The 25276-nt window shown below is 66.5% G+C and carries 21 protein-coding genes and 3 pseudogenes; 10 read left to right on the top strand and 14 right to left on the bottom strand.

Annotated features, from left to right (window positions below):
• The first annotated feature begins 1 nt into the window (after window position 1).
• From AC067U_RS01430 to AC067U_RS01440, 3 genes are all read left to right on the top strand, one after another.
• Window positions 2-1741, top strand: a complete 1740-nt coding sequence (locus AC067U_RS01430; protein ID WP_478827558.1) for a hypothetical protein — start codon at window positions 2-4, stop codon at window positions 1739-1741.
• A 41-nt stretch (window positions 1742-1782) separates the two neighbouring features.
• Window positions 1783-2148 (top strand): hypothetical protein, encoded by a 366-nt coding sequence (locus AC067U_RS01435; protein ID WP_365503001.1) that lies wholly within the window; start codon window positions 1783-1785, stop codon window positions 2146-2148.
• A 132-nt stretch (window positions 2149-2280) separates the two neighbouring features.
• The gene (locus AC067U_RS01440; protein WP_478827559.1) at window positions 2281-2664 is read left to right on the top strand and encodes an HU family DNA-binding protein; all 384 of its coding nucleotides are present in this window, start codon (window positions 2281-2283) and stop codon (window positions 2662-2664) included.
• A 172-nt stretch (window positions 2665-2836) separates the two neighbouring features.
• Here AC067U_RS01440 and AC067U_RS01445 read toward each other — a convergent pair whose 3' ends face one another.
• Both AC067U_RS01445 and AC067U_RS01450 read right to left on the bottom strand, forming a co-directional pair.
• Window positions 2837-3382 carry a hypothetical protein gene (locus AC067U_RS01445; protein ID WP_478827560.1) on the bottom strand — a complete coding sequence of 182 codons (546 nt, stop codon included), beginning with the start codon at window positions 3380-3382 and terminating at the stop codon, window positions 2837-2839.
• On the bottom strand, window positions 3342-3749 hold the full coding sequence (locus AC067U_RS01450) for a hypothetical protein (protein ID WP_478827561.1): 408 nt from the start codon (window positions 3747-3749) through the stop codon (window positions 3342-3344). Before AC067U_RS01450 ends, AC067U_RS01445 begins: the two co-directional genes overlap by 41 nt.
• A gap of 546 nt (window positions 3750-4295) precedes the next feature.
• On the opposite strand from AC067U_RS01450, the gene AC067U_RS01455 reads away from it, so the two are divergent.
• Window positions 4296-4778 carry a LysM peptidoglycan-binding domain-containing protein gene (locus AC067U_RS01455; protein WP_478827562.1) on the top strand — a complete coding sequence of 161 codons (483 nt, stop codon included), beginning with the start codon at window positions 4296-4298 and terminating at the stop codon, window positions 4776-4778.
• Window positions 4779-5127: 349 nt separating this feature from the next.
• On the opposite strand, the gene AC067U_RS01460 is transcribed toward AC067U_RS01455, so the two are convergent.
• Window positions 5128-5646 carry a hypothetical protein gene (locus tag AC067U_RS01460; RefSeq protein WP_365502986.1) on the bottom strand — a complete coding sequence of 173 codons (519 nt, stop codon included), beginning with the start codon at window positions 5644-5646 and terminating at the stop codon, window positions 5128-5130.
• A gap of 266 nt (window positions 5647-5912) precedes the next feature.
• On the opposite strand from AC067U_RS01460, the pseudogene AC067U_RS01465 reads away from it, so the two are divergent.
• Together AC067U_RS01465 and AC067U_RS01470 are read left to right on the top strand one after the other, a co-directional pair.
• A pseudogene (locus AC067U_RS01465) lies at window positions 5913-6062 on the top strand (helix-turn-helix domain-containing protein); the annotation flags it as partial.
• 33 nt (window positions 6063-6095) lie between these two features.
• A complete protein-coding gene (locus tag AC067U_RS01470; RefSeq protein ID WP_478828252.1) occupies window positions 6096-6761 on the top strand; it encodes a helix-turn-helix domain-containing protein in 666 nt (221 codons plus the stop codon).
• 238 nt (window positions 6762-6999) lie between these two features.
• On the opposite strand, the gene AC067U_RS01475 is transcribed toward AC067U_RS01470, so the two are convergent.
• From AC067U_RS01475 to AC067U_RS01500, 6 genes and pseudogenes are all read right to left on the bottom strand, one after another.
• Window positions 7000-7629: an HAD-IA family hydrolase gene (locus tag AC067U_RS01475; protein ID WP_395509888.1), complete on the bottom strand. Its 630-nt coding sequence runs from the start codon at window positions 7627-7629 to the stop codon at window positions 7000-7002.
• Between the two features lie 273 nt (window positions 7630-7902).
• Window positions 7903-9138: an MAB_1171c family putative transporter gene (locus tag AC067U_RS01480; protein WP_478827563.1), complete on the bottom strand. Its 1236-nt coding sequence runs from the start codon at window positions 9136-9138 to the stop codon at window positions 7903-7905.
• A gap of 8 nt (window positions 9139-9146) precedes the next feature.
• The gene (locus tag AC067U_RS01485) at window positions 9147-9731 is read right to left on the bottom strand and encodes a hypothetical protein (protein ID WP_478827564.1); all 585 of its coding nucleotides are present in this window, start codon (window positions 9729-9731) and stop codon (window positions 9147-9149) included.
• A 997-nt stretch (window positions 9732-10728) separates the two neighbouring features.
• A pseudogene (locus tag AC067U_RS01490) lies at window positions 10729-11877 on the bottom strand (IS110 family RNA-guided transposase); the annotation flags it as partial.
• A 298-nt stretch (window positions 11878-12175) separates the two neighbouring features.
• Window positions 12176-12428, bottom strand: a pseudogene (locus tag AC067U_RS01495) (IS110 family transposase); the annotation flags it as partial.
• Window positions 12429-12467: 39 nt separating this feature from the next.
• Window positions 12468-13271: a lysostaphin resistance A-like protein gene (locus tag AC067U_RS01500; RefSeq protein WP_478827565.1), complete on the bottom strand. Its 804-nt coding sequence runs from the start codon at window positions 13269-13271 to the stop codon at window positions 12468-12470.
• Between the two features lie 641 nt (window positions 13272-13912).
• Here AC067U_RS01500 and AC067U_RS01505 point away from each other — a divergent pair.
• Together AC067U_RS01505 and AC067U_RS01510 are read left to right on the top strand one after the other, a co-directional pair.
• The gene (locus AC067U_RS01505; RefSeq protein WP_478827566.1) at window positions 13913-14419 is read left to right on the top strand and encodes a hypothetical protein; all 507 of its coding nucleotides are present in this window, start codon (window positions 13913-13915) and stop codon (window positions 14417-14419) included.
• Window positions 14420-14640: 221 nt separating this feature from the next.
• On the top strand, window positions 14641-14976 hold the full coding sequence (locus AC067U_RS01510; protein WP_478827567.1) for a histone-like nucleoid-structuring protein Lsr2: 336 nt from the start codon (window positions 14641-14643) through the stop codon (window positions 14974-14976).
• A gap of 342 nt (window positions 14977-15318) precedes the next feature.
• On the opposite strand, the gene AC067U_RS01515 is transcribed toward AC067U_RS01510, so the two are convergent.
• Complete coding sequence (locus AC067U_RS01515; protein ID WP_478827568.1) at window positions 15319-15759, bottom strand: hypothetical protein; 441 nt, start codon at window positions 15757-15759, stop codon at window positions 15319-15321.
• Window positions 15760-17979: 2220 nt separating this feature from the next.
• On the opposite strand from AC067U_RS01515, the gene AC067U_RS01520 reads away from it, so the two are divergent.
• Both AC067U_RS01520 and AC067U_RS01525 read left to right on the top strand, forming a co-directional pair.
• Window positions 17980-18405, top strand: coding sequence for a hypothetical protein (locus AC067U_RS01520; protein ID WP_478827569.1), 426 nt, complete (start codon window positions 17980-17982; stop codon window positions 18403-18405).
• Window positions 18406-18463: 58 nt separating this feature from the next.
• On the top strand, window positions 18464-19750 hold the full coding sequence (locus tag AC067U_RS01525; protein ID WP_285523263.1) for a ParM/StbA family protein: 1287 nt from the start codon (window positions 18464-18466) through the stop codon (window positions 19748-19750).
• Between the two features lie 936 nt (window positions 19751-20686).
• Here the strand turns inward: AC067U_RS01525 and AC067U_RS01530 are convergent.
• The 4 genes from AC067U_RS01530 to AC067U_RS01545 all read right to left on the bottom strand — a co-directional run bounded on the left by AC067U_RS01530 (window position 20687) and on the right by AC067U_RS01545 (window position 24933).
• Window positions 20687-21112, bottom strand: coding sequence for an NUDIX domain-containing protein (locus AC067U_RS01530; protein ID WP_478827570.1), 426 nt, complete (start codon window positions 21110-21112; stop codon window positions 20687-20689).
• A gap of 97 nt (window positions 21113-21209) precedes the next feature.
• Window positions 21210-21998: an SDR family NAD(P)-dependent oxidoreductase gene (locus AC067U_RS01535; protein WP_478827571.1), complete on the bottom strand. Its 789-nt coding sequence runs from the start codon at window positions 21996-21998 to the stop codon at window positions 21210-21212.
• Window positions 21995-23044 carry a hypothetical protein gene (locus AC067U_RS01540; RefSeq protein ID WP_478827572.1) on the bottom strand — a complete coding sequence of 350 codons (1050 nt, stop codon included), beginning with the start codon at window positions 23042-23044 and terminating at the stop codon, window positions 21995-21997. The genes AC067U_RS01535 and AC067U_RS01540 overlap by 4 nt, the downstream gene beginning before the upstream one ends.
• Window positions 23041-24933, bottom strand: a complete 1893-nt coding sequence (locus AC067U_RS01545; protein WP_478827573.1) for a nucleotidyltransferase domain-containing protein — start codon at window positions 24931-24933, stop codon at window positions 23041-23043. The genes AC067U_RS01540 and AC067U_RS01545 overlap by 4 nt, the downstream gene beginning before the upstream one ends.
• Window positions 24934-25276: the final 343 nt, after the last annotated feature.

Raw genomic sequence — 25276 nt, forward strand, 5'->3', positions numbered from 1 at the left:
AATGGCACAGCACAAGGAACTGGGAACAGGACCCGCGGGCCGCCGGCGCGCGATCAAGGTGCTTCCGGTCGGCGACGATCGGCTTCGGACCGGTGAGCCGCGGGGCAACACCTACGCCCACTGGGACTCACGCTCGGACGAGCCGATCGACGCCGAGGTGATCGACGATCCGGAGCCGCAGGACGCGGACGGTGCGCGCGCCTGGCGTGAGCGGCTCCGGGACCGTGCCCGCGAGTTCTTCGGTGAGAAGACCCGGAAGCGGATGGCCGACCGTGACCGCGTGCACGGGATCGACGTCGACCGGGCCGAGGACGAGAGCGAGGGCCTGGACAAGCGCGAGCAGCTGCTCAAACTCAGGGCGGAGACGCGGCTGGCCTGCGAGAAATACATGGCCTCGCTGCGGGACTCGAAGCTGTTGGTGCCCGGCTTCACCGACGAGGAGCGGACGCAGGATCTCGGCGTCATGCACCACGTCTACATGCAGATGATGATGCAGTCGTGTCTCAAGCCGCTCTCGCGCGGAGTGAATGCCAACTCGATCATCCAGACGGTCGGCATGGTGATGACGATGCGGATGCTCGCCCCGGATTTCAAGAAGGAGATGGACAGCTACCTCCAACCCCTCAAGGACAAGATCCAGGAGCGCATCGACACCCGGACCCGTGGCATGGTGGCCTTTGCCGAGAGCGGCATCACGCACCGGCAGAGGATCTTCAAGGACCTGCCGAGCGGGGCCCGGCGCGAGCGCCTGATCGGCAGCACGGATCCGCGTGACCACCTGTCGAAGAAGTGGCGCACGCGCTTCGACGCCATGCAGCATCGTGAGCGCGGCCACCGGGAGATGTTCACTACGGACTCGGCAGCCATGACCGAGGTCGCGCTCATGGAGAACGCCTTCTGGAAGATGCGTGAGCCGGGCGCGGACGTCGGCCTGATCCGCGATGGCTACCAGGCGCTGCGCAAGCGGCTGTACGAGCAGATGAGCGAAGACGGCTTGGAGCGCCGGGAGGTCGTCCAGCGCGCCCGAAAGATCATCGGCGAGCGGATGGAGTACGAGCCCGAGCTGCGCACGATGTTCAACGGCGTGGCCCACGGACGGATCGTCAAGGCCCCCGCACACGAAGAGCGGATCGCGGGCTCCGACCGGGTCCACACGGTTTGGAACGGGGAGTTCGACGACCAGTTGGGCCGGCGTCTGCCCGAGGACGGGATGTTCACACTGCGCCGACCCATGGACGCGCACGCCCACCAGGTTCAGCTCGCCGAGACGATGAAGACCTCGCTTCTCAACGCGCTGGGCCGCGGCGACCAAGAGGCCTACGGGGGCAACGTGCTCGGCTATCTGGTCGGCTTCGCGGCGCAGAAACAGGGTCTGGACACCAGCGGGCTGCCCGACATGGTCCAGCACCGCCTGGACCAGTCCGAGGTGATGATCGCGAGCATGGACATCGACAGTCTGCCACCCGAGGAGCAGCAGCGGGTCTACTCCAACGCCTACGTCGACGCGATGGAGGCAGTGAACGAGAAGTACCCGGATCTCGAGGCTCAGCTGAAGCGGAGCCTCGGAGAGAACTGGCAGCAGACACTGCAGACGGCGGTCGACGACCCCGGGGCCTTCTTCGAGGAGCAGCGACTCAAGCCGCGGTCGCGCCCTACGGGTCCGTCGGCCGAGCGGGAGGCCGGCGCGCAGAACAACGGCCCGAACGCCGAGGCCGACTCCGAGGACTTCCAGCGCACCTGAGCGCGATTCGAGAACACGAACGAGGAGCAGGAGGAGGGGGCATGAGCCAGGAACAGGGCGAGGGTCAGCAGGTCAGGTTCGGATCGCGCTTCGCGCGGATGTTCGGCTACGTCACACCGGAGGATCGGAGCCGATGGGAGCAGCAGCGGGCGCAGAACAAGCCGCACGTCAGCGCGCTCCGGCAGGGCGCGACGTCGGCACTGAGTTCGATGATGGAGTTCGGAGAGCGCAACATCGGCGCGAAGCTCGATGCGGCCCACCGCGTGGCGGCGCAGCAGCGGTTCGAGGAGTCGCACGACAAGGTCGTGAACCATCGCCGCGATCCGAACACGCGGAGCATCATCGAGTCGGTCGACTATGAGCCCAGGGGCGACCGGGAGGGGATCGAGCCGGATCTGGAAATCTAGTCAAATGGGTAACGATAAGCACAGTGACTGCACTTGATACACCCAACTCCCCTTCTCCACTCATGACTGTCTCCGATAGACTGACTTCCGATTGGAACCGTTTCAGGAACGGCGATAGGACAGGGTGTAGACATGGAAACGACGAAGACACCGCGTGTCAATAAGCGCGAGTTCATCTCGCGGGTCGCGACTCGCAGCCAGTTGCCCATACGAGTGGTGAACAAGGTATACGAGTCGTTGCTTGGTGAACTCACTGGGGCGGTCAGCTGCGGAGAGGCGGTCGTACTCACGAGCTTCGGCCGCTTCTACCGGCAGGACCACAAGGGTCACAAGGTGCGCTTCGGCAAGAGCAACGTCGAGGACTACGTGGTTCTCAAATTCTCCGCATCGAGCAGCTTCAACCGCCGACTGGGGGGCAATGAGTACGACGCCCCACCGGAGACCTACGGGACGATCGGGGATGCCGGCAAGTTCGAAAGCGTCATTGAGGGTCGTGAGCTGCGGCCCGCGTCGTAGAAAGCGAGGAGCCGGCAGAAAGGAAAATCCCCGTGATCCCTGCAGGCATCACGGGGATTTTCTTTGTGGATGAGATGAGTTCGGCCGCGGGGTTCAGCCGTCGGCGATGACGAAGATCAGCACGAGCGCGCCGACCGGGACGATGAGCACGCCGGCCACGGCCAGGTACAGGTCACTCGAACTGGTGGTCAGGCTCGTTCATGGATGGCGTGTCGAAACTGCCGGTCAAGCGCTGCCTGGGTCGCGAGGGACTCGCAATCGGCTCGCGCTGCGCGGCCAGCTCGGCGAGAGTGAAGCCCACAGGGCGGCCCAGACGCTGGCCGGCCATGTAGTAGGCCTGCCCGTTCGCTCGTTCACCCAGGGCGATGATCTCGCGGATCACGGGCTCGCCCGGGCGCTGGGGCGCGCGCTCCCGCCAGACGATCCGGTGCGAGGGCTTTGCATTCGGATCTGCGCCGACGTACGTGGTCTCACAATCGGAGAGGTCGGGATAACTGGGCAGGAACCCCAGCGGGTGCGTGCCCGGCGCGCCTTGCTGGATCCGGCCCAGCTGGTTGAGAGCCACGCGCAGGAGCCGGTGCTCTGGTCCTTGAGGTTTCTTCAGCGCAGCGTCGTGGAGAGTCTGGAGGTCCTGCTTGAGACCGGCGGTCGGCAGGATGCGGATGACAGGCCGACGCTCACCCATGACGCTTCTTCTGCTGGGCAGCACGATGGTCATCCGCCCACTGCTGACCGAGCGGGCCGAGGCTCTCGGCCAGCTCTTCGATGGTCATGCCCGCCTCGCCGGAGGCGTCGGACTCCTGGATGCGATGGGAGAGCTCGGCCTGGAAATCAGCCTCAGCGTGGACGTGGGCCGCGTGGTCGTACTTCATGAGGCGCACGAACGCGGCAAAGGGGATGATCGCGGCCTCGGGCTTGTTGCCGTCTCCGAAGATCAGCGGCGTGATCTGGCCGCGGCGATAGAGGTTCAGGACCGTGGCGAGTTCCTCGTGCCTGAGCTGGTCTGTCGGGACGACATTGACAGAGAACTTCGGGAGCTCGGCGCCGGGACCGCTGCCGCCGTGAGGATTGTCGTTGCGAGTCATACCTTCAGTATAGTCAGTCTGGATTGGCTTGTTGTCGACTCGTATACGAGGGCCATCGCCGAGTCGACATGGACGTCGAATGATGGCTCACTCCATCTCGGAGAGGCGGGCCAGGCAAGAGAAGGAGGAGCCCGCGCCCCAGTCCCGCACGGTGCGCATCAGGAGCAGAGCATCGATAGCCCACTCCCCCGGGGTTGACCCAGCCGGCCCCAGGTCGCAGTTCGGACGCTGAACCCGCGGCCACCCTGCTCAGATCGGCCAGAGCAGAAGATGTTGGGATCGCGAACCGGACCTCGGCGTGAATGATCGTCGCGGTACTGTGCGGCTGGTGACCTCTCGCGCAGGGTTTCAACTACCATTCAATCCCTTATTGCATTGACTTGGATTCGACTATGAGTAGAATGCCAATGTCAGACGCGGGTGACTCTGCATGCTATTCATAGAGGAGTTGGGGCAGGGATGGCTGCTACGGTTCAGAGGCCAGAGGGGACGGCGTCGAAGCCGACGGCACAGACGAGAGCAGCTGCCCGGAGTCACGCCGGCCCGATGGGCTTCGGCAACGGGCCGCTCATCGCGGCCGGCCTCATGGCGGGCGGAGCGGCGCTCCTCGCCGGCTGGGGCCTGACGCAGCTCGCGACTTCCGACGGCGGCTTCACCCAGGCACTGCAGGGCAATCACGCCCCGACCGAGGCACCGGGCAACCCCGAGGAACAGAACGCCGGAGGCAGCAGCTCCCAGCAGCCGAGCGAGGCCGGCACGGGGAAGCAGGAGGAGAGCGGGGCGAGTCCGACTTCGAAGCCCGGTCGCGCCGGCGAGAACGAGGACGAGGACGAGGACGAGCGCAACGGATCGGGCGCACCCGCCGAGCCCGCGCCGAAGACGAAGCCGCGCACCATCGTGCCAGGCGATACGCTCGCCGAGATCTCAAGGAGGACGGGGGTTCCGATCGGCGTTCTGGTCGAGGCCAACAAGATCCAGAATTCGGATCTCATCCACGAGTGGGCCTCGCGGCTCATCCCACGGGCGTGACGACGCGACAGGGCAACACCATCACGTACCGAGCCTGAATCGACGCCCTGACGCCACGAGGCCGTCGGGGCGGCATCACGGGTTCCACTCCTGGAAGGCGACTGTGTCGAAGATGAACTCGCGTGACCTCGCGGGGCTCACCGCCAGGCGTCACCCGGGACCGACGTCACCCGGGACCGGCATGAGCCGGTCCACGGCATGCCCGCACTTGGCGTGGGTTCGACACCCGGATCAGCTGTGCCGATCCCCCCTCGTTGCGAGGATGCAGCGCCGTAACAGCGTCAGAGATCAGGCGACCCCGCCGGCAGCCTGACCGGCGGGGTCGTCTGTCGTACAAGATCGTGGACCCTCACGCCGCATCAGCCTCATCGGACTCACCTTGGCCGAACAGGAATCCGCGGACCTCGCCGTTCTTCATCATGTCCTGCAGGTGCACCAAGAACACCGCACGCTGCGTGGCCCGGCGATCGGCCAAGGGCTCGTACTCGCGCAGCACCTTCAGGTTGACGACCCAGCCGTTCTCGCGAGAGATGGCCTGCTCAAGCTGCGAGTTGGGCACGACGTCCATCCCAGTGAAGTCGTGGTCGAACTCGGAAGCGATGTCGAGGTGTTGATTCGGCCCGTCGACGTAGAGCGTGTCCACGCCGACCTGCCGGCCGGCCTCGTCGAACGCCACGAGGAACACGCGGTCTGCCCGGGTGGTGTTGTCGACGTGGACCGCCGCAACGTTGGTGTCACCGATGAAGCTCGTCTCCTCGAACCGCTCGGACACGCGGGCACGAGCCTCATAGCACCACATGATGCGCCGAGCTTCGTTGAAACCTTTGAACTCGCCAGAGTTGGACAACTCTGAGTGAGACTGGATCATCGGTGGGATCCTTCCAGGCTCCTAGGCCGTTGCATGACCTGGTCCGGTGGACCCGCCTTGAACAGGGCGGGTAGTTGAGCGATGGACTAATCGGGGCATAAGATCGACGCGCGAGAAGAGCCCCACCGTCAAGCGCGATACAGAAACGTACGGTAGATGCATGGATCGATCAAGCCGGTTTCCGTTAGGGTTCTCTCGTCGCCACCCGAGGTCCAGACCGCCAAGTCGCAGGAGTCCATGTGCCACGTCAATTCGACGGCAGCCGAGTGCGAGCTGTCAGACGGGGCAAGGAGCTCAGCCAGAAGGAGTTGGGCGCGAGAGTAGGCGTCCGCGGCCCCACCGTGGCGCGATGGGAGAGCGGCGAGGAGTTCCCCAAGGGGGAGAAACTCCCAGGGATCGCGTCGGCACTTGGTCAGGACCTTGACGCCCTCTTCCCCTACGACGGACCCGTGGACCTGCAGTTGCTCCGCTGCGACGCCGGCCTCAGCGTGGCGCAGGCCTCCGAGGCCATCCATGCCAGTCGCGTGCCGCTGAGCAACGCGGAATCCGGCAGGCGTCGGCTCCAGGATGCCTACGTGGGACCTCTCTCGCACGCCTACGGGGTGACCACGGAAGAGCTACTGGCCGCGCAGGACGTCTCGTTCGGGCTCCGCAGGGTGCGGCCGCTGAGGGAAGCTCGTCCATCTGCACCTCGCACGGTCGGCGAGAAGATCAACTATCTTCTGGAGCACGGGTACGCAGGCCAGACGCCTCCGTCCGACGAGCAGATCGCGCAAGCCGTCAACGACCACAGCGGCACGACGCACATGACTGCCGATGATATCGCCACGCTTCGTTCGGGCGCCCCGACGACCGTCTCGGACGCAGTACGCGCCGGCCTGGCTCACGCTCTCCAGGTCGACATCGCCCTCTTCCAGGACGACGCCGAGTTGAGCCCTGCGGCCGGTGAATTCCTCGAAGCCATCCGCTTCCTGGGGTCGATCCACCAAGGCCAGATCCTCGGCCTCGCCGCCCGCGGCAACCAGGCAGGGCTGTCGGCCGGCATGATGGCCAAGATCAACGAAGTCGTCGGAGAGCTGAAGAACAAGCTGCCGGGCGAGCAGAGCGAGCAGTGACGCCGGCGCCACGCCTTGACAGCGCCGCCGAGCCGTCCGCCCCTGGGCCTGGCAGAACCGGCCGCTTCCCGCCCTCAGCCTGACGCCCTTCGCGGCTGAACCGCCCCCGCAGTCCTGACGCGTACGACCAGGGTCCCGAACCGCACCGGCACAACGCAGATCCCCGGCCGTTGACCACCTCGCAGTGAGGTGGTCAACAGCCGGGGACGGCCGGACCAGGCGCCTGCTCGGGGGACGGCTACGGCGCGGCGGTGAGGTCCACGCCCAGCAGGTTCGACAGGTCGACCACCGTCTGCTTGGGGTCCTTGTTGTGCACCCCCGCGAAACCGAGCTGCTCCGCCGCCTGGACGTACGCCTCGGTGTCGTCCACGAAGACGCACTGCTCGGCAGGCATCTCCATGAGCTTGAGCGTGATCTCGAAGAGCTCGGGGTCGGGCTTGCGCAGCTGGTGGTGCTCGGAGATCACCACGACGTCGTACAGCTTCTCGAGGTCGTAGCCGTCGTAGAGGTCCCAGGGCGCGAGGCCCACCGAGTTGGACAGGATGCCCACCTTGATCCCCGCTCGCCGCGCCGCGGCGGCCGCGTTGATCAGCAGCGGCTCCGGACGCAGGCCTCCGAAGATCCTGCCCATCAGGTTGTCGGGAGAGACGCCCAGCTTCTTGCCGGCGAACTCGTTCCACTCGGTCTGGCTGACCGCTCCGCGCTCGAGGTCGCTGGTGATCCGGACGCCCTCTTCGTCCTGGTACAGGGCCGAGATGCATGCACCCTGGGGAAGCCCTTCACGCTGCTCGAAGGCGAGCACCACGGGCAGGAGCGGTGTGGTGAGCACGCCTCCGAAGTCGAGGACGAGGCCGGTGTGCTGAGACATGCAGGAACTCCAGTGCTGAGAATCTGGGCGCCGCCCGTACTGGACAGCGTTCCGGCCCCGGCATACGCGTGGCGGCGACAGCGCCTGCGCTTCGCTTTCCAGGGTCGGCGGTATTTACAGGGCGGAAGACGATGCCACCCACTGTCTGGCCCACGGTACCAGCCACCTCTTTGCGGGACTGGCGGCCCCGCCCGAATCCGAAGGGCGGCAATAGCACCTGGGGCTGTTTTCTATTTCACGCGACCTCCCAATTGAGTCGACTTCTTCAGCGTTTTACGCGTCCGGTTCAAGACTCAGCTCCGCAGACTGCTCCAGAAGCTCTTGAGCGTCGCCCAGGGTGATGACCGCGTAAGCCTTGCTCACTCGCACGAGCCAAGCCGCCTCGCTGTTCGTGTCGACGAAAGGTTTCTCCTGGAGCGGGCCCGTCGCGTATTGGCTGGGCTTCGTGGTGGCAGCGGCACGGAGCGCCGCGGCGATCCAGTACGCCTCGGCGCCCGGCTCGGGGTCGGGGTGCGACGCGGCTGCCTCCTCAGCAGCCCACAGGAGCGTCTCCGGGGCGTAGTACCGGAGCTTCTCGCAGGCATCAGCGATGTCCTGGGTCCATCGGTCCAGGCGGACATCGCTGGGGACCCGCATGTGGATCAGCTCGGCCAGGCGCGACCCGGGCGGGTAGAGACTCGTTCCGGGGAACGCCTTCACCAGGTCGAACCAGAGCGGGTGAAGCCGGTAGAGGGTCTTCCATGTCTTCCAGCGAGCAGCAACGACGCTGGTGGTGGGGATGCTCGCGCCTACGGCCACGATCAGGAAGAGCAGGTTCATCCACATCGCCGTGAGATCAATGAGCATCTCCATTGTGGAATGACTCAGCGGGAAAAATACCGCCGTCCACACGATGACGATTCGGGCCGTCGTGTGGAGGAGCCCCATCCACATCGAGATTCCCATGAGCCTGAGACCGATTCGCATACTGATCGTCTCGGCTTCTCGCGCCCCCCGCGACCACTGGTAGCCGCAGACGGCGGTTGTGACGAGCGGGAAGAAGTAGAAGACGCTCATATACGCAGCGGCGCCCAATTCCCCTGCATGATCGCTGAGAAAGTCTTCACTTTGCCGCTGGCGGTCCACAACGGTGAAAAAGAGAATGGTGAGCAGGGTCACGCCGATTGCGCCCACCGGGTAGGAGGCACGGGCGATCCAGCGCGACACCGTGACGTGTCGTGGCACCACGGCCTCGGAGCTCTTGCCGTAGCTGGTCGCAACGTACGTCAGGGACGCGATGATGGCGGCGGTGCTGGCGAAGTGCCTCAGGAGGGCGCTCAGATCGATCACGGGGATGCGGTCCACGGCCTGCATCGCTGCCGGTGTGTAGAGCCACAAGGCCACGGAGAATCCGGCGTAGCCGCCCCAGAGGGCTCGGCGGTGCGCGTCACCGTACCGGACGGCGGGGAATCGCCAGACGGCTATGAGAGTCATCACTGCCGCGGTCAGGTACCTGAAGAAGTCGAGCATGCCGTCCGTTATTCGTTCTTGGAGCCACGCCGCGGCGGAGCAACCGGGTGGGAGAGCGAGGACTCCAAGAGGCTGACCATGTCGTCGCCGGCCAACGGCTGGCGGCGGGCCAACCTCTTGATCAGGGACGCCGACAACTCGGCCTGCTGCTCCTCCGGGCTGTCGTAGTTCACGCGGCCTTGGACCAGAGCCAACGGGAATCGACGAAGGACTTCTTCCCGGATGTGCTCAGGGACGTATCGCTCGACCTCTTCATCGTTCAGGGTGCTCCCGTGGTCCAGCCACTCGTGCGCCAGCTCATGAAGGATGATGTGCTCGGTCTGGTTCCGGCTGGATCGGCGCCGGTAGAGCACGACCGTGAACTCCGGCGTCCTGACTCGAAGGCCGCAGGCCGTTCCCAGCCCTCCGTCCGGGTCGTCAAAGGGCACCAGCCGAATCTGACGCTTCAGTGCGTGCTCCATGTTCCGGACCAACGCCTCGACACTGAAGGGAGTGGGCACAGGCAGATCGGCGAGCAGCTTCTCGCATTCCTTCAAGAGGGCGCGTCGCGAAGGGTCCCTGCGCCACTGCATGACTGCTCTCGCGAGGTGCATCGGCGTTGTACCGCCTGGTTCTGCACGCAACCCGCCACTCTCCCCGCTCCGGGCGGTCCCCCGTTGAGCAGCCCACCTCATCGCCCCGTCCCCCTCGCCCCTGCCCCGTTTGCCTTCGGAGCTCCAACCCGCCCCGCGCTCAGTCATGCGTCGGCAGGCTGAGCCAAGTAGTCGTCAGACTTTTCGCATGTGCAGTGAACCAGGCCCATGCCTATCGGTAGACCCAAGACGCCGGCGTGCGGTTCCATGAAGTACGGGATTTCAGCGACAACATCGAACGCAACGGTGAACACGAAGGCCATCGTGATGACGGCGCCGGTGAACGCCCGGGTAACAGTGCGGTGGACTGGTCGTGGTCCACGGACACTGCGCGGGCGGAAGATGCCGTCAAACGGCTGCGCCCGGCGCTTGGCTTCCTCAACGATGTTCCCGGCCGCTCGGCGTACGGCAGGGTGGCTGACCGTATGCCCCTTGCCGACGCGGCGAGCTTTCCACCGCATGTACTGGCCTTACCCCCCGTTGCGGAACAGAACAGCATGGCCGGGTCAACCAAAGGTGTTGATCATCCAGCCCACTTGAGAGTTTGCACGATATCCCTACGCACAACGATCCTGTCAAGTCGATTGCATTTAGCGTGCGTTCTGGTGTAGCCGGGGTCTGCGCTCGCCGCATCAGGCTGCCGACGGCGAGCGCCGCGGGCACCATCGTCGAGGGGTACTCGGCGTGGTGACGTCCGACTGCGGCGAGGGCGACGACGTTGAGTGCTCCCATGGGAACGCCCGCCCGAACAGGGCTGCCGCCAGGGCGTGCAGGCCGGGGGGGTAGGGAGCGGGCCGAGCCAGTGCGTGCGGGTGCAAGGACGGAAAGAGGTGCCCTCCCGTGCGGTGCAGACCGGCCGGGGGGGTGTCTCTGTGTCCCTCATTGATGCCGTGGTGCCGGGTGTGAGGCTGTTTGGTGTGGTCATGCGCTAGGGCGACATGGGGAGTCCGGGATTTCAGAAGGTGCCGTCTCGGAGCATGGCGAACAGGACGCTGATGCGTTGGCGGGCGAGGCGGAGGAGGGCTCGGGTGTGCGTCTTGCCGCGGGCTCTTTGCCGGTCGTCGTAGGTGCGTGAGGCCGGGTCCGCGTTCATGCGGGCGAACGCGGAGAGGAACATCGGCGTGAGCTGGCGGTTTCCTCCTCTTGGGGCGCGTTCGCCGTGGACCGGGGTCCCCGACGACCTGGTCGTGGGAGCGAGGCCGGCGTAGGAAGCGAGGTGGGCGGCTCTGGGGAAGCCGTGCCGTCGCCGACGGTGACCAGCAGGACGGCGGCGGTCCTGACTCCGACTCCGGGCATCGAGGCCAGGACCGGCAGGGTGCCGATCTGGGCTTCCAGTGCCCGGCGCTGTTCGTGGACCGCGGCAAGCGAGCGGGCCGGCGAGGGGATGATTACGCCGAGGCGCCCGTTCCCGGAACCACTACGGTCTGCTCGTCGAGGGCGTCGAAGACGTCCTCGATCAGCCGGGTGGCCATGCGCGAAGCCTTGGGCCGGATCAGCTCGACGAGTCTGCGGCGGCCGGCCTTGCGCAGTGCGGCCGGGGATCCGTAGCGCTCGAGGAGCCAGCTGACGGCAGGGTGGTCCGGCCGTCGACCCAGGACCCGCTTCCAGTCATGCGTGGAAATGGATGAGCAGGCCGCGTATCCGGTCGCTGGTGCGGGTGGCTTCTGCGGCGAGGTCCTGGCCGAAGCCTTTCAGGACGGTGAGCTCGGCGGTGATTTCGTCGGTCAGCTCGAGCGAGCGCAGGCTGTGCGGCATTGTCCGGGCCGCATCCGCGATCACTGCCGCGTCCTTCGCATCGGCTTTCGCCTCGCCCGGGTAGAGGTCGGCGATCCGCCGCATGGCGAGTCCGGACAGGTAGGCGACCTCGCAGCCGGCGTCGCGGGCGACGGTCAGGGGCAGGGCGCCGATCGAGGCGGGCTACCACGATGGCCAGGACGGTGGCGAACTTGGCCTTGATCTCTTCGAAGACGGCGCGCAGCTTCGGTTCGCTGTTGGGCATCGGCTTGTCGAAGACCTTCTTCCCGGCCGGGGTGAGCCCGTGGCCGTGGTGGTCGGTCTTGCCGACGTCCATTCCGAGGAAGACGCCTATGCCTTCGGTGCCCAACATCGCATGCTTACGCAGGCGTTGACCGTGTCGGCCTCGGCGGTGGCACCGTGCTCGCGCATCCACCTTATGCAGACCTGTCGCCCGCGAACCGCCCGGCATTGCGCCGGACCGGGCGGTGGCCGGGTCTCTCATCAGCGTCTCCGACGGCACCCCCACGGACCCGGCGACACCACCCCCAGGTCAAGCCTTCGACAGAGGGACACAGTCATACCGGGCCCGGAGGCCGGCGGCCCCATTGCAGGACTGCGAAAACACAACGGGTGCCCCGAAGAGTTGGGTCCAGCTGATGGGGCGGGTTGGGTTCGTAGAAGGTGCCGTCTCGGAGCATCGCGACGAGGAGGTCGGCTCGGCGTCTGGCGAGGCAGAGGAGGGCTTGGGCGTGCTGCCCTCCTTGACTGATCTTCTTGTCGCATTAGCTGCGGGAGGTCGGGTTGTCCGGGGAAGCGAACGCAGAGAGGAAGAAGGCCAGTTTGGGCGCCGGATCCATCGCCGACGTCGTTGAGGATTCGTCCTTCGGTCCTGACGCCGATCCCCGGCATGGACGTCAGGACCTTGGCAACATCGTTTTCAGAAGAGGCTGAGTACCTCGCTCACTGCATCGCGGACTCGCCTCCCGAGGCCTTGACCGCGCCTGGCGCAGTCAAGCCGGCGACCCGCCGGTAGAGCCCAAAGGCACAGCCGGCGAAAGCCAGGTACAGGAGCGCCGCGGAGACGGGGTTCGCCAGAGGGAAGAGCACCTGTGCTGGAACAAGGGCGGCAGCGAGGTTGAAGCCCAGGTGCAGGAGCACACAGGGCCACAGCACGCGCGTGTGTTCGTAGATCAGGGCCAGGAGCACCGCCAATGGCAGGGTCGAGGCGAACTGCACGGCGTTGCCGTGCAGCAGGCCGAACACCACGGCGGTGACCAGCGTGGAAGCGAGGATGCTCACCCGCTTGCGCAGCAAGGGGTAGACAAGCCCCCGGAACAGGGCCTCCTCCCCCGCAGGAGCCGCGACCATGGCGAGCAGCAGGGTCGTCAGCACTCCGGCCGCGTGCCTCGTCTGGCTCGACGCGTCGAAGCCCGTGGACCCGGTCGTGGCGTAGATCCACAAGGCCATCGACTGCCCGGCGAGGAATGCCAGAACCGCGCAGCCGACGGCGGTCCACCCGAAGCGCGGAACTTCCACGCGCGGCCGCGGGGCCGGCGCATGCGCGAGCCACTGGGGCCGCTGGATCCTCACTGAGCCGACCAGGATGACAACAAGCATGCCCAGGACGCAGGTCGCGACGATCGGCTCTCCGATGAGGCTGACTGCGACGGTGCCCAGACCGAGGTAGACCGCGACGACGGCGAACGGCACGAGGGCGCACCATCCGATGCCGAGCAGACGCGAAGTGGTCGGTGGCGTCGTCATGGTCTCCTCCTGTACGGGGCTCAAGCACCCGTGGTGATCTGTTTCGATCTCGACGACCGGCGTGGTGAAGCCGTGCCCCGAAGGGCTTGAGGCCCTCGGTCCGGCGCACCAGCTCGAACAGCGGCCGCAGATCTTGAGGGCCGGCGTCGCAGTCGGCGTCCGGGCCGAGCACGAGATCGCCTTTGGGGCCATCGGTGCTGACAGCGAGCAGGACAACCGGGGCGGTCTCCTGCAGCACGGCGACCAGGTGGCCCAGCTTCTCGGCCTGCGCGACGCGAAGGCCGCAGGCCTGCTGGTGTCCGATGGCGCTGAGACCGTCGTGCTGCTCCAGGCTGGTGATGATTTCGAACCACCTCGGCGCGCGGCCGGAACCGCTGACGAAATCGTCGGGGCCGGCAGGCCGGTTGACGACGACGACCGGGTGGCCGTTGAACCCCATCATCCGGTTGGCCAGCAGTCCGTACATGCCGGGGCGCCCGAGAGGTACACCCGCGGGGCCAGAGGCGGGTCCCCGGCGGTGGGTTTTTCTGAAGCCGAAGAAGCCCTCGTCGCGGTCGTCGACGTCTCGGATCCTGCCGACCCGGGCGAAGGTCTTCAGCACGATCGCGAAGCCATCGAAGCCCCCAGTAGAAGACCGGGCGATGCTGCTCGGTGCGCAGCGGCTGCATCGGTATCGACTGCTCGATGTCGATGGCATCGGGATCGGCGTCGAACCCACCCCAGGGATGGGGGATGGTCTTCGGCGCGGCGACGCGCAGCAGGCGAGCAATCGAGATCGCATCGCGCACCAGCCGGCGGTTCGTGTACAGCACGGGCATGACCTCGGAGACAGTGCCGAGCCCGGCGAACAGACGCAGCAGGCGGATCTCCCAGCGCTTCTCGGGCCGGTGCACGCGGGTGTATGCCTCGATCACCTGGTAGAGGACGTGGGCACCGCAGACCCCGGTGTGGGCGTAGGTCTCGTCGATCCGGCGCGGGTCGACAGTGATGTCCGCGGTCGAGCCCGGCGCGAACTCATCGTGGTGGTCGGTCACCAACGTCGTCCAGCCCTGGACACGCGCGGCGGCGGCACCGCGGTGGGAGTCGCCGGCGTAGCAGGTGCGCAGTCGATGTCCTCGTCGGTGAGCGAGTGGTCGTCGGCGGCATGAAGCGTGGACATGGTGGAGGCCCTCTCGATGGGGTCCCTGGTCGGTGGAGAACGAGGTACGAGACGCCCTTGCAAACTTGCTGCGATTCTAGCAGTAACAGTCGCCACCTCTGCCAATTCACCAGCACCTTTGAGTCTCATTCGGGTTCCAAATGGCGCACTTATATCGAATGAGTTCGACAGGCTTTCCAAAGTCCTTGCGCATCGGCTACCCTCACCGGTATGGCTATTCGAAGCATTGTCGAGTCAGATCTCAGCGGTAAGCCGGATGCGGCTACGGTGACCTTCGGCCTGGGAGACACCTGGTACGAAGTCGACCTCACAGCTGAGGAGAAGAAGGGCCTTGAGGCTGCGCTGAAGTCGTACCTGGAGGTCAGCCGGAAAGCCGGGAAGCCTGCGCCCAAGAAGCGAGTCGTACCTGAGACGACTGCCGAGGAGCGAGACAAGATCCGCGAGTGGGCCAAGGAAGAGGGCTACGAGTTCGCGGATCGGGGGCGCATCCCGAAGAAGGTCATGAAGGCCTACGACGAGGCTCACGGCATCGATCGGAGCAACTAGCGCCGAGCCTGATGTTCGCCTCCTGGCCGATTTCTCTCATTCACCCCCGATGGGCCCTGCAGCACACTGCAGGGCCCATCGCGCGTCTTCAGACCGGATGGATCACATGGGTCGTCTTGGTCCCGCAGCTCACACTCGAGCCCTGCAGCGGATGGTGCCGTGTGAGAAGTGCCCTGGTGCATCCGGCATGAGCTGCTCCTGGCTTCGCCTCGGGCATCCGGGCTTCCGGCAGAGGTCGAGGGAGGCCGTGCACAGCACCTGAGCCCCGGCCTCGCGGAAGGCCTGGGCGGCGTCGACCACCTCCTGGTTCCGCTGGAATCCGGCTGCTCCCGGGCCGACCAGTCAGCGGGAAAGATGATGAGCTCCGAGCCTGCGTCCCGCCACCTTACGCATGCTCTTCGCCTCGTTCCAGCTGCGGGAACCGGTGACCAGGACGACGTGCGAGAACGATTCTGGAATCATTTCAGCAATCATTCGAGTCTCCTCTCCTGGTGACTCGGCGGTCTCCACAGCTGGAGTCGAGAGCCGCGGTCCTGGCGTCTGTGCAAGCGCGGCGGCCTGCGTGCCGCTGCCCCATTCCGGCCGCCCGGTACTGGACCCGATCATGGCCAGGTCCTTCTCCCGCTGGAGCTCGACGCGAATCCGATCGTCACCACACATCGGCATGAGGTGGACGATGTACATCCCGTCACCGCTGCGGGGGATGTTCACGGTGACGACCGTGCTGTTCTCGTCGTCAGTTGAGTCGACGTCGTCGAGGTCCCCGACTTCGCCGGAGCGCATCCTCGGCAACGGCTTCGCTGTTTGACTTCTACAACTTCGGCACGCAGCGGGCGCCTCCATCGCAGGACGAGTTCAGGCCGGGGCCATGTCGTGGTGTGCCTCTTCGTGGACTCGAGTGGAGTAGCGACCATCGAGTGCGGACCCCGGTGGGTCCGTGCGATCTCGATGTTCAGCCCAGCTCCCGCGGCGGCCCTGCCGGCTGACGACCCGGAAGGTCCCGCTGGAGTGATCTACCCCGGGCCGGATCGCACTGCCGGCCACCGCGCGATGCGTCACTTCTCGGCTGAGCCAGGCGCTGCGTGCCTGCCCATCCACTACCGCACCCTTCGCCCCTGCCCACACGTCTGTGGACGACTGCGGCGGGGCGGTGTCGGGGGTCGTCTCTCAAGCGCAGGGCCGGCATGGCCAGAGGAAGCGCCGGAGACCGACGGACCGGCGAGCCAATCGACCGGTGGGACCCGTCGGCCATGTCTGACACGTCATCGGGGCGCGGTGAAGAGGCCGAGCGGAGCGAGGGTCCGCAGAACACGTGTTATCAGATTCCCTTATGCCCTTTCACTTCTCTGTCGCCGTCCCACCGTTCCACGGCTGGAGCATTGGCGGAAGCCTGGAACATCAGGGGAAACGGGCCGTACCCCCTCGACTCGTACCCCTCCCCTGTTTCGTGCAGCGGGGGTACGGGGCAGGCTGTCTCGCCTGGTCATCACGTCTTCTGGCGGTACTGCTGTTTCGTCGTTCGGGATAAGGCCGTACCCCCGTGCCGAGCCGTCCTCGTGAGGCACGAACGAGGCGGGGTACGGGTCTGCTCCCGACGGGGCACAGCTCCGGTGCATCCCCTTGCCGCCGCAGGCGGCACAGCCCTCGCCCAGCAGCGGATCCGTCCTCTCGCGACGCCGTCGCTTCGGCTGTGGATGACGCTCGACTTCATCGCTCGCCGCTGACGGCGTAGCCGGCCTCGCACCATCGTGCTGCGCCGGCTTCACCAACCTGGCTTTGCTGTGCTCCAGTCGTTGCTCCGGTGCTGCTGCGGCAGCGTGCCGGCGCACGTCACGCACCGCGGCCGAGGCGGGCGTTCGGCACTACCTTGTCGACACGATCCGGCCCGGGGCCGTGTTGCGTTTCGCTCTTGCGCGGCAAGCCCGGGGCGGTCTCTCGTGGACGCATCGGAAGAAGAGGGCCCCGGCTGCTGCGACCATCTGCCCATCGGGCACAGCGAGCAGCTCGAGGGGTATCGGAGCGTTGTCGCCTTCCTCCAGGCGGTGGCCTCCGCAGCGATGCCTCCGAGCCTCTTCCACCCCGCGGCCCATGCTGCGCAAGCACGTCGTTCCTCCCACGCTCGCCGGGCGTGGGGGCCTACTCCCCCCTTCGACCCTTCTCTCTCTGCGTAACCTCGTCGGGTCGATGACGCCCCTGTGCCGACCGCCGCACCGGCACTGCGTCGGTGTCTCGCTCAGAGCTGTGCCGGCCACGCTCCGCCGGCGTCCGTGACCGTCGCAACGTACCCGCCGGATGGCTGCAGCAAGGGGTGCGGTCAGGCCTCGCGGCCCCGTGAATCAGCGCTCACCTCACGTCTCTGCGGTGACCCATCGGAACGTGCAGGGGCCGTGACCGGGACACGTACAAGACACCGACTGCTGCTACTGGGTCCCTCGAAGTCCCGCGCGTGTCCGCACGGCATCTCGCGCGCGCTCCAACGGTGCCGCCCCGGTGTCGCACACAGTGCCCTCGGCGGACACATCTGCATCGGGAAGCCGGGTGGTGTCTCTCACGAGACACAGTCGGGACACGAGTGGAAGCCTGCGTGTGCCCCCGTGCGGCTTCCCCGAGACCACGCCCTGACGCCAGGTGTCTCGCAGGTGTCCCGTGGGAGCCCTTGCTGCGTTGCATGGGGGACTCATGGGCGCATGGCGCCCTCGGCTTGCGCCCAGCCGTCTCCGGCAGGGGCACTGCGGCGTCTCACAGGTGCCCCCACCAGAGACGACTGGCGACATCAATGGAGTCTGACTCGTGTATCGAGTAGGACTTGCATGGGCCTCGATAGGGACACTAGAGTCAACTCATAGCGATTCACATTCGAAAGAAGAAATGACGGGTGGTGAGTCCGTGTGACAGAGCGAGAGACATCCCGCGAACGACCGGATGGAGTGCAGGAGCGAGTGGCAGGGCGAGGTGGGTGCGATGGCGAATCGGCCGAGTGAACCTCGCAAGGTCCGCTGGACCGTGCCCGCTGCCGACACCTCGGTGATCGAGTGGCTCGATCAGCAGGAGAACATCTCGCAGTCGCTGCGACTGCTCATTCGGGAGTCCATCCAGCGCGACGGATACGTCGACGTCTACTACAAGCCCGTCGAGCAGCTGCCGCGTCGCGGCCGGCCGCCCCTGGAGAGCACCGAGCAGCGCGAGGACGACGAGGCGGTCACCGAGCGCCGTCCGGCCGCCATGCCTGTTCGGCGGCCACAGCCCGTGGTCGCCGACCAGGCCGACGCCGTCGTCGAGAAGACGGCACCAGCGCCGGTAGCCCAACCCGAGCCGGTTACAACACCTGTTGAGACGGTCGAGGATCCTGCGGTAAGTGCCACCGGCCCGAACCCGGAGCCTCCGAAGCAGGCCTCCATTGACGAAATCATGGCGAGTACTCGGCGCTGAGTGACGCGGTGAATTTCATTTTCCAGGCAGACGACACAGACACCGAGGGACCGAATTCATGAGCGCCAACAGCAACGACATCATCACCCTCACCGGCGGCATCGACGTCGGCAACGGCTACGTCAAGGGCGTCATCCAGAATACGAAGCGGGAGATCTTCGACGAGATCGATCTGCCCAGCGCAGTCGTCTCGACTTCCCGCACCTCGCCGAAGGTGCCGCTCCCCGACGCGGATGCGGCCTCCGTGATGGCCGGCGACTTCTACAACCAGATCGACTGCTCACTCACCACAACCCTGGTAGCGGCGTCGGACCGCCGAATCTTCGGCCGGGCAGCGCTGAGCGTGCGTGGCTCGAAGTTCACCGAGTTCGAGGTACTGGGCAAGCACTCCAAGGCTGATCAGGAGCTGAGCAAGGTCCTGGTCCTGGGTGTCTTCGCCGCGAAGGCCCTGCGCGACTACGTCCGCGAGAACGGCGCGCTGCCCGGTCACGAGCTGCGCGTGCAGGTGCGCGCCGGCCTGGCGCTGCCGATCTCCGAGTTCGTCGCGCGCCGCCACGCCTACGCCGCAGAGTTCATCGGTCTGCTGGGCAGCTCCGACCCCGCGGTGCACCTGGTGACGATCAAGAACTTCAGCACCCCGGTCTCGGTGCGCCTGCAGTTCGTCGACGTTCAGGTGATGGCCGAGGGTGCCTCCGCGCAGTTCGCCATCACCGACAAGGGCGAACCGCTGGCCCAGGCTCTTCTCGATGATCTGCGCACTCGCGACGCATCCGTGGTGGAAGGGGTCTCGGCCTCCGATCTGGTGGCGGTGCAGAACACCATCGGTGTCGATGTCGGTGAGGGCACCGTGAACTTCCCGGTCTTCACCGATGGGCGGTTCAACCCCGAGGCGGCAGCCACGCTCGACGAGGGCTACGGCACCGCGCTGATGAACGCCATGGAGCGCATGAGTGAGTCGGACGCCACGCTGCAGTTCTCCTCGCGCAAGCAGCTGGCGGACTTCCTCCACGCGAAGCCGTCTGTTCTGGTGAAGAATCGTCACCAGCGCGCCGTCGGCTTCGTCGAGGACGAGGCCGGCTACCTGGTCGACGAGATCGCCTCTTCCTTCGGCGACGTCCTCTCCCAGGCCGGTGCGACGACCGAGGTCGTCTACGTCTACGGCGGCGGCTCGGGCCCCATCAAGCACCTGCTGCACCCTGCGCTTCTGAAGGCCGCCGGCGATGTGCCCGTGCTCTACCTCGACTCGAGCTACTCACGGCACCTGAACCGCGAGGGCCTGTACATCGCGGCACGGCACGTCGAACAGCAGGCCCTCGCCGCGAAAGCCGGCGGGCAAGCACAGTAAGGAGGTGGCCTGATGTGTGAAGCACTGGACGCGACCTCGAAGGCCGAGGTCGAAGAGATCAGTCGTCCGAACACTGATACGCCCTGCCACACGAGGACGCTGCGTCTCCGCGCGTTCTGTTTCGCGAGCAGGCCCGACTGCAGCCGCTCGGGTCGGATGAGGAGCTTCCGAGCATGGCGGGCAGGCCGCAGACCCGGCGCTACCCGCGGGCAGCGGGCACCGGGTGACGGCCAAACGCGCACGCCGAAGAGGTACAGCGGTTCCGGGGCGTGCGGAGTCCTGCCGGACAAGCGTGACGACGGGGCCGGGCGGTGGCGAGATCGACCTTCCGGCCTCGGGCGGCCTGGTGCGTGCGCGGCTGCTGCCAGGGCAGTTCGACGAGCAGGTCCTTCGGCCCCTCGTCTGTGGTCACGGGCGGAGTTGACAGGTAGTGGTTCAGCGAGCGTTCGGGGGCCTGGGCCAGCCGGGTCCTCAACGAGGTCGTCCGGCTTCGTCAGCCAGGAGAGGAACACCTCGGCGTTGTCAGTGCAGTTCCGTGGTACGGATGCTGGAGTGCACGGGCCGGCACAGGACACGGCAAGGCGGTAGCCGCTCATGGAGTCGGCCAGGCCGACTCCTGGCGGAACGAGGATGTTCTTCGACGTCAGATCCGGATCAGCTCTGCTGATCCCTTGTGCTCACGGCCTTCACGGGGCGAGTAAGGCGAGCCACGAAGAAGAAAAACAGCACCCCGGCGCGGCGGTTGCCCGAAGGCAGCGCGCGCACCGGGGTGCTGGGGTGGTTGGAGCTGCATAGATCTCCAGGGACACGCCTCAGGGATCATCTGCAGCGCTCAGGAGTCGAACCTGTTCCGTGGGTGGCCTGCACGGTGTTCCCAATGGCGTACGCCGAGGATCAGCCGGCGCACTGCGGATGAGAACCGCGCCGTGCAGAGCTTCACGCCCATTCGGACATGGCCTTCTGGATCAGGGGCAGCACCCCGGGAGGCTGGAGGTTGAGGGTGGCCAGGGCCTCGGGGGTGGTGAGGGGGGTCTCGACGAGTTCGTAGGCGCCGCGATCGGCACGCGTGAACTCGCTGCCGGTACGGTCGTCGAAGGCCCAGGTGCGGACCTCGGCGAGATAGATGTGCTGGATCTCTTCGCGTTCGGTGTCGGCGAGAGTGCCCAGCAACCGGACGATGTGAGCCTTCCCGGCAATCTCCTCGTGAATCTCACGGTGGAGAGCCGCTTCCGGTGTGGGGTCGCCGTCCTCGATGCCGCCGCCGACGAGGACGTGGTAGACGTCGCGGCCGGGGATGGTGCGGCGGATGATGAGCATGGTGCGGGCCGGTGTGATCAGGACGGCACGGACGCGTTCTTTCACTGTGTCTCCTCAGGCGTTGCTGTCGATGAGATCAGTTCATCATCCGGCCGCCATCACCGTGGAGATTTCGACCGGTGGTGAACCCGGCCGAAGGAGATCAGCTCATCACCCACCCGCCATCAACGTGGAGGCTCTGACCGGTGACGAACCCGGCCGCAGGACTTGCCAGGAAGGCGACAGCGGCGGCCACGTCCTCCGGCCGCCCGCGGCGGGGAACGCACTGGCGGGCGATCTGGTGCTCGGGGGACACCCGGGCGGCGGGCGGGAGGGCATCTTCAGCAGGAACCTGGATCGCTCCGGGCAGGACCGAGTTGACGGTGATCCCGCCCACGCCGACATCGCGGGCCAGGGACCGGGTCAGTCCGATCATCGCGGCCTTGGCCGTGGCGTAAGGGGTGAGCTGGCGACGGCCCACGAGGGCGTTGATCGAGCCGATGTTCACGATCCTGCCCCACTGGCGTGCCGTCATGCCTGCGGTGACAGCCTGGCACAGGCGGCGCGGAGCGTGGAGGTTGACGGCGAGGGACTGCTCCCAGTCGGCCTCGTCCAGGTCTTCCCAGGCGATACGGGGGTAGGCGCCGGCGTTGTTGATCAGGATGTCGACGGGTGCCAGGGCGTCCGTGACGGTGGTGATCAGGGCGGCCGGGAACTTCGGATCGGTGAGATCACCGGAGACGGCGATGCCTCGGGTGGGCAGCTGGTCCAGGAGGTCGGCGGCGGCAGCGTCCTCGCCGAAATGGGCGATGGCGACCTGGGCGCCGGCGGCGGCGAGGGCACGGCAGATCGCGGTGCCGATGCCACCGGTGGCTCCGGTGACCAGAGCGGTGCGGCCGAGCAGGGGCTGGACGCTCAGCGACTGATCAGTGATGGGGAGGGTGGGGTTCACGGGAGCTCCGTTTCAAATGTGTGCTGAGTGAAGAACTCGGTGGCGTTGCTGCTCGTCTGATGGAGTTCGGCAGCTTTGATCAGCGTCAGGAGGGTGTCGGTCGTCGTGAAGGTCCAGGGACGGACGACACCCAGGACGCGGAGGGTGAGGAAGGGGCGCAAGTCGTCCCAGGGGATGTCGGACAGGGCTTGCAGGGCGGTGGTGAGGGCGGCTCGGCGGCCGGGGCCGGCGTTCCAGAGGTAGTGGATGTCGAGGTGTCGGAGTCGGGGGTCGTGGTGCAGGTCGGTGATCTGGGGGGTCGTGAGGGGAGGGAGGGCGAGGCGCATGGTGCGCTGGTAGGTGTCGGGTTGATAGGTGGGGACGAGCCAGCCGCCCAGGCCCATCAGGTACCAGAGGAGGTTGGCGGCTTCGCCCGGAAGGGTGTTGAGGCCGGCGAGTGCGAAGTCGAGCCAGCACAGAGGGTCGGCGACGTTGGGCTCGGTGGGGTCTCCCTGAGTGCGTCCGCACACCCAACTGCTGTCCGGTGTCAGGATCTGACGGGTCGTACGGATGATGTCGGGGAGGTTGATGGTGAGCGGCCGGTCGTTGACCGTGACCGTGTGGTCGGCCAGGTCAACCGCAGTGAGAGCGGGAACGCTTCCTCCGGCCGGAACGACGGAGTGGCCGGGGTTCAGATACCAGGTGTCCAGGCGTCCACCGGGTCGGATGCGATCGGCGTAAAGGATGGGAACGCAGCTACTCAGGGGGTATCGGCGTTCGTCCATGAAGGCGGTGGTCAGGTCGTGACACACGGCCTCAACGAGCTTGACGAGACGCGGTATGTGGATCGGGTCGCGGTCGGCGAGGGCGATGAGGTCGCCGAGGAGGAAATCGCACCGTCCCTGAGCGAACACGTCGTCGAAGACCACCTGGCTGCCGTCCGGCCCGTCGTGCAGACCATGGAGCCGGGGGACGGAGAGACGGTGTTTCACCAGGTCGTGGCCACGAACCTCCCCCATCGCGGCCGTGCGATGGGGGAAGTCCTTCACGAAGACTGCGTCGGTCACTGCTCCACTCCATTCATGGTGTCGTCCCACAGGTTGAGGATGATCCGGGCGACCTCGAGGGCGGCGTCGCGGTCGGTACGGGCGGTGCGGGCCAGGGAGGTGTCGTGGCCGTGGGCGCCGAGGAGCATGGTCAGGGCGTCCTCGTCGGCGGAGACCGGTACGCCGCGGAAGTCCAACTGGACCTTCGCGGACAGCCCCGTCTTCTTGTAGAGGGCGTGCAGATCACCGGCGCCGGCGAGGAGGTAGCGGCGGATGTAGAAGGCTGCCTCGATCCCGCTCATGAGGGTGGCGGCCACGGTGGCGACCGGGTCCGGAGCGGGGAGCCGCAGGCCGTTTCGGACCCACAGCGGGGTGATGTCACCAGCACCGATCTGGGCCAGCACGTGCTGGAGCCGAACGGACACGTTGCCGGTGCGACATTCGGCGAGCGTGACGACGCTGACGCCGAGCTTGACGCCCTCCAGGTCGGAGTGGATTTCGTCGAGCACGCCGGCGAGGGCATCCAAACGGGCGTTGTCGGATACGACGAGCACATCGAGGTCGCTCCACCCGCTCTGGAACTTGCCCTTGGCAGCGGATCCGGTGACGGCCAGCATGTCCACCACCGGGTCAGCGCCGCCGGTGGTGCGGGCCAGCAGCTTGTGCAGGTAGGACTCCAGGTGGAACGGGAGGCGCAGCATGTTCACGGGCTGCGTCTCCGGCTGCCGTGCGGGCCAGCGGCGATCGAGGACCAGCGCGTCCAGGCAGCGCTCCAGGCGGAGCCGCGTACCGGAGTTGTCGATCACCAGGTCCGCGATGCCCGCGATCCTGTCCGCGCCTCGACTTTCCTTGACAAGGTCGCGCACGCCCACGTCGTCGGCTCCGGTTTCGCTGCGTACGCGGCGGACCGCCATAGGCGTGTCGAGGTATGTGACGGTGAGCTGCCGTCCGAGCAGTCGTCGCAGTTCGACGGTGGACTCCAAGGAGTGCAGCGACTCGATCGTCACGTCGGTCACGTAGTGGTGGGCCGTCAGATAGCGATCCAGGGCGTCGACGATCAACTCGGCCTGGATGCCCTCCGGGAGCGCGTACGGGTCGGGCAGGCCGGCGTGCGCGGCGGCGATTTCGAGCAGATACCCGATCTTGAGGCGGTCGTGGCCGTGTCCCGTGCGCAGGTACTCGGCGGCGGCGCTCTTGCCGCTCTCGGACAGCCCGCCGAGCCCGATGACCTGCACCCCGTCCAGGGCACCGGCAGGGACGGCCGGGTGCCACGGGTGCAGCAGACGCCGGATGTCCCGCTGCACCTCGACGATGGAGCGGTCACCGATCAGCACCGAGTGCTGGAAGCGGCCCTCTTCGGTGGCCATGACGTGAAGTCGTTCGTGCAGGGCCTGCTGGTAGCGGTCGTAGGGCGGGGTGACGCTCGCCTGGTGGGCGAGGCTGTGGGCCACGTTCTCGTCGATGTCATCGGAGAACGCCAGGTAGAGGGAAAGCTCAGCGTTCTCGGCGCCGCGGAGGTCAGTGGCCCACGGTTCGAGCAGGGCCCGTGCCCGGTCGGCCGCCGCCGGGGCGGCCAGGTTCTCGCGGACGGCAACGGTGGCGGCGACCGACGCCTCCAACATGGGGATGCCCCGGTCCAGCAGTCGCAGGCTCTCGACGCCACGGACGGCCGATCGCGCGAGGTAAGAGGACGCGAGGACGTCCACGAACTCTTCGATGCTGCTCTCCTCGAACCACCATCCGGCCATATCGCGCTGGATGTTGTTCCATCGAGAGTCGTGGTCGTGCAGGGCGCCGGCGAGCGCCGCAGCCGGACCGATCCGGCGGGCCAGCAGGCGGATCTGCGTGGTCTTACCCGTGTTATCGGCCCCACTGAACGCGACCGACAACATCGTGGACTTGTGATTCATCAGGTTTCTCTCCTTCGGCGCGGGCAGCACAAAGTGGTGCCCACTGCATGGGTGTTCAGGGAAAGGGGGTCAAGTGCGGGATCCGGCCTGATCACGGCCAACCCCCGATGGGTTCAACACAAAGCCAGACGGGCCGTTTAGCCACACGCTCGCTACCGAATCCGACGGCTTCGAGATGCGCACAACGGCCGTACAGAGCCTCGAACTTCACCGAACCGACTACTGCCAGGTTCTGGGGCCGAGACCTGTCTGGGCCGCGCCAACGATTGGCCCCGCTGTCCGTTGTTCGGAGCGTTCGGCATGGGTTCTTCTCCTCGGATACAGCAAAGCGCCCGGATCGACG

It is taken from the genome of Streptomyces sp. NPDC043853 (assembly GCF_056436025.1).

Excerpts from the sequence above, each read along its gene's own strand:
- AC067U_RS01435 (WP_365503001.1), top strand. The coding sequence starts at position 1,783 with ATGAGCCAGGAACAGGGCGAGGGTCAGCAGGTCAGGTTCGGATCGCGC.
- AC067U_RS01505 (WP_478827566.1), top strand. The coding sequence starts at position 13,913 with ATGCTGCTCGGTGCGCAGCGGCTGCATCGGTATCGACTGCTCGATGTC.
- AC067U_RS01445 (WP_478827560.1), bottom strand. The coding sequence starts at position 3,382 with ATGACCATCGTGCTGCCCAGCAGAAGAAGCGTCATGGGTGAGCGTCGG.
- AC067U_RS01450 (WP_478827561.1), bottom strand. The coding sequence starts at position 3,749 with ATGACTCGCAACGACAATCCTCACGGCGGCAGCGGTCCCGGCGCCGAG.
- AC067U_RS01525 (WP_285523263.1), top strand. The coding sequence starts at position 18,464 with ATGAGCGCCAACAGCAACGACATCATCACCCTCACCGGCGGCATCGAC.
- AC067U_RS01480 (WP_478827563.1), bottom strand. The coding sequence starts at position 9,138 with ATGCTCGACTTCTTCAGGTACCTGACCGCGGCAGTGATGACTCTCATA.
- AC067U_RS01460 (WP_365502986.1), bottom strand. The coding sequence starts at position 5,646 with ATGATCCAGTCTCACTCAGAGTTGTCCAACTCTGGCGAGTTCAAAGGT.
- AC067U_RS01515 (WP_478827568.1), bottom strand. The coding sequence starts at position 15,759 with ATGCGCTCCGGCGAAGTCGGGGACCTCGACGACGTCGACTCAACTGAC.
- AC067U_RS01430 (WP_478827558.1), top strand. The coding sequence starts at position 2 with ATGGCACAGCACAAGGAACTGGGAACAGGACCCGCGGGCCGCCGGCGC.
- AC067U_RS01440 (WP_478827559.1), top strand. The coding sequence starts at position 2,281 with ATGGAAACGACGAAGACACCGCGTGTCAATAAGCGCGAGTTCATCTCG.
- AC067U_RS01545 (WP_478827573.1), bottom strand. The coding sequence starts at position 24,933 with ATGAATCACAAGTCCACGATGTTGTCGGTCGCGTTCAGTGGGGCCGAT.
- AC067U_RS01455 (WP_478827562.1), top strand. The coding sequence starts at position 4,296 with ATGGGCTTCGGCAACGGGCCGCTCATCGCGGCCGGCCTCATGGCGGGC.
- AC067U_RS01500 (WP_478827565.1), bottom strand. The coding sequence starts at position 13,271 with ATGACGACGCCACCGACCACTTCGCGTCTGCTCGGCATCGGATGGTGC.
- AC067U_RS01485 (WP_478827564.1), bottom strand. The coding sequence starts at position 9,731 with ATGCACCTCGCGAGAGCAGTCATGCAGTGGCGCAGGGACCCTTCGCGA.
- AC067U_RS01475 (WP_395509888.1), bottom strand. The coding sequence starts at position 7,629 with ATGTCTCAGCACACCGGCCTCGTCCTCGACTTCGGAGGCGTGCTCACC.
- AC067U_RS01510 (WP_478827567.1), top strand. The coding sequence starts at position 14,641 with ATGGCTATTCGAAGCATTGTCGAGTCAGATCTCAGCGGTAAGCCGGAT.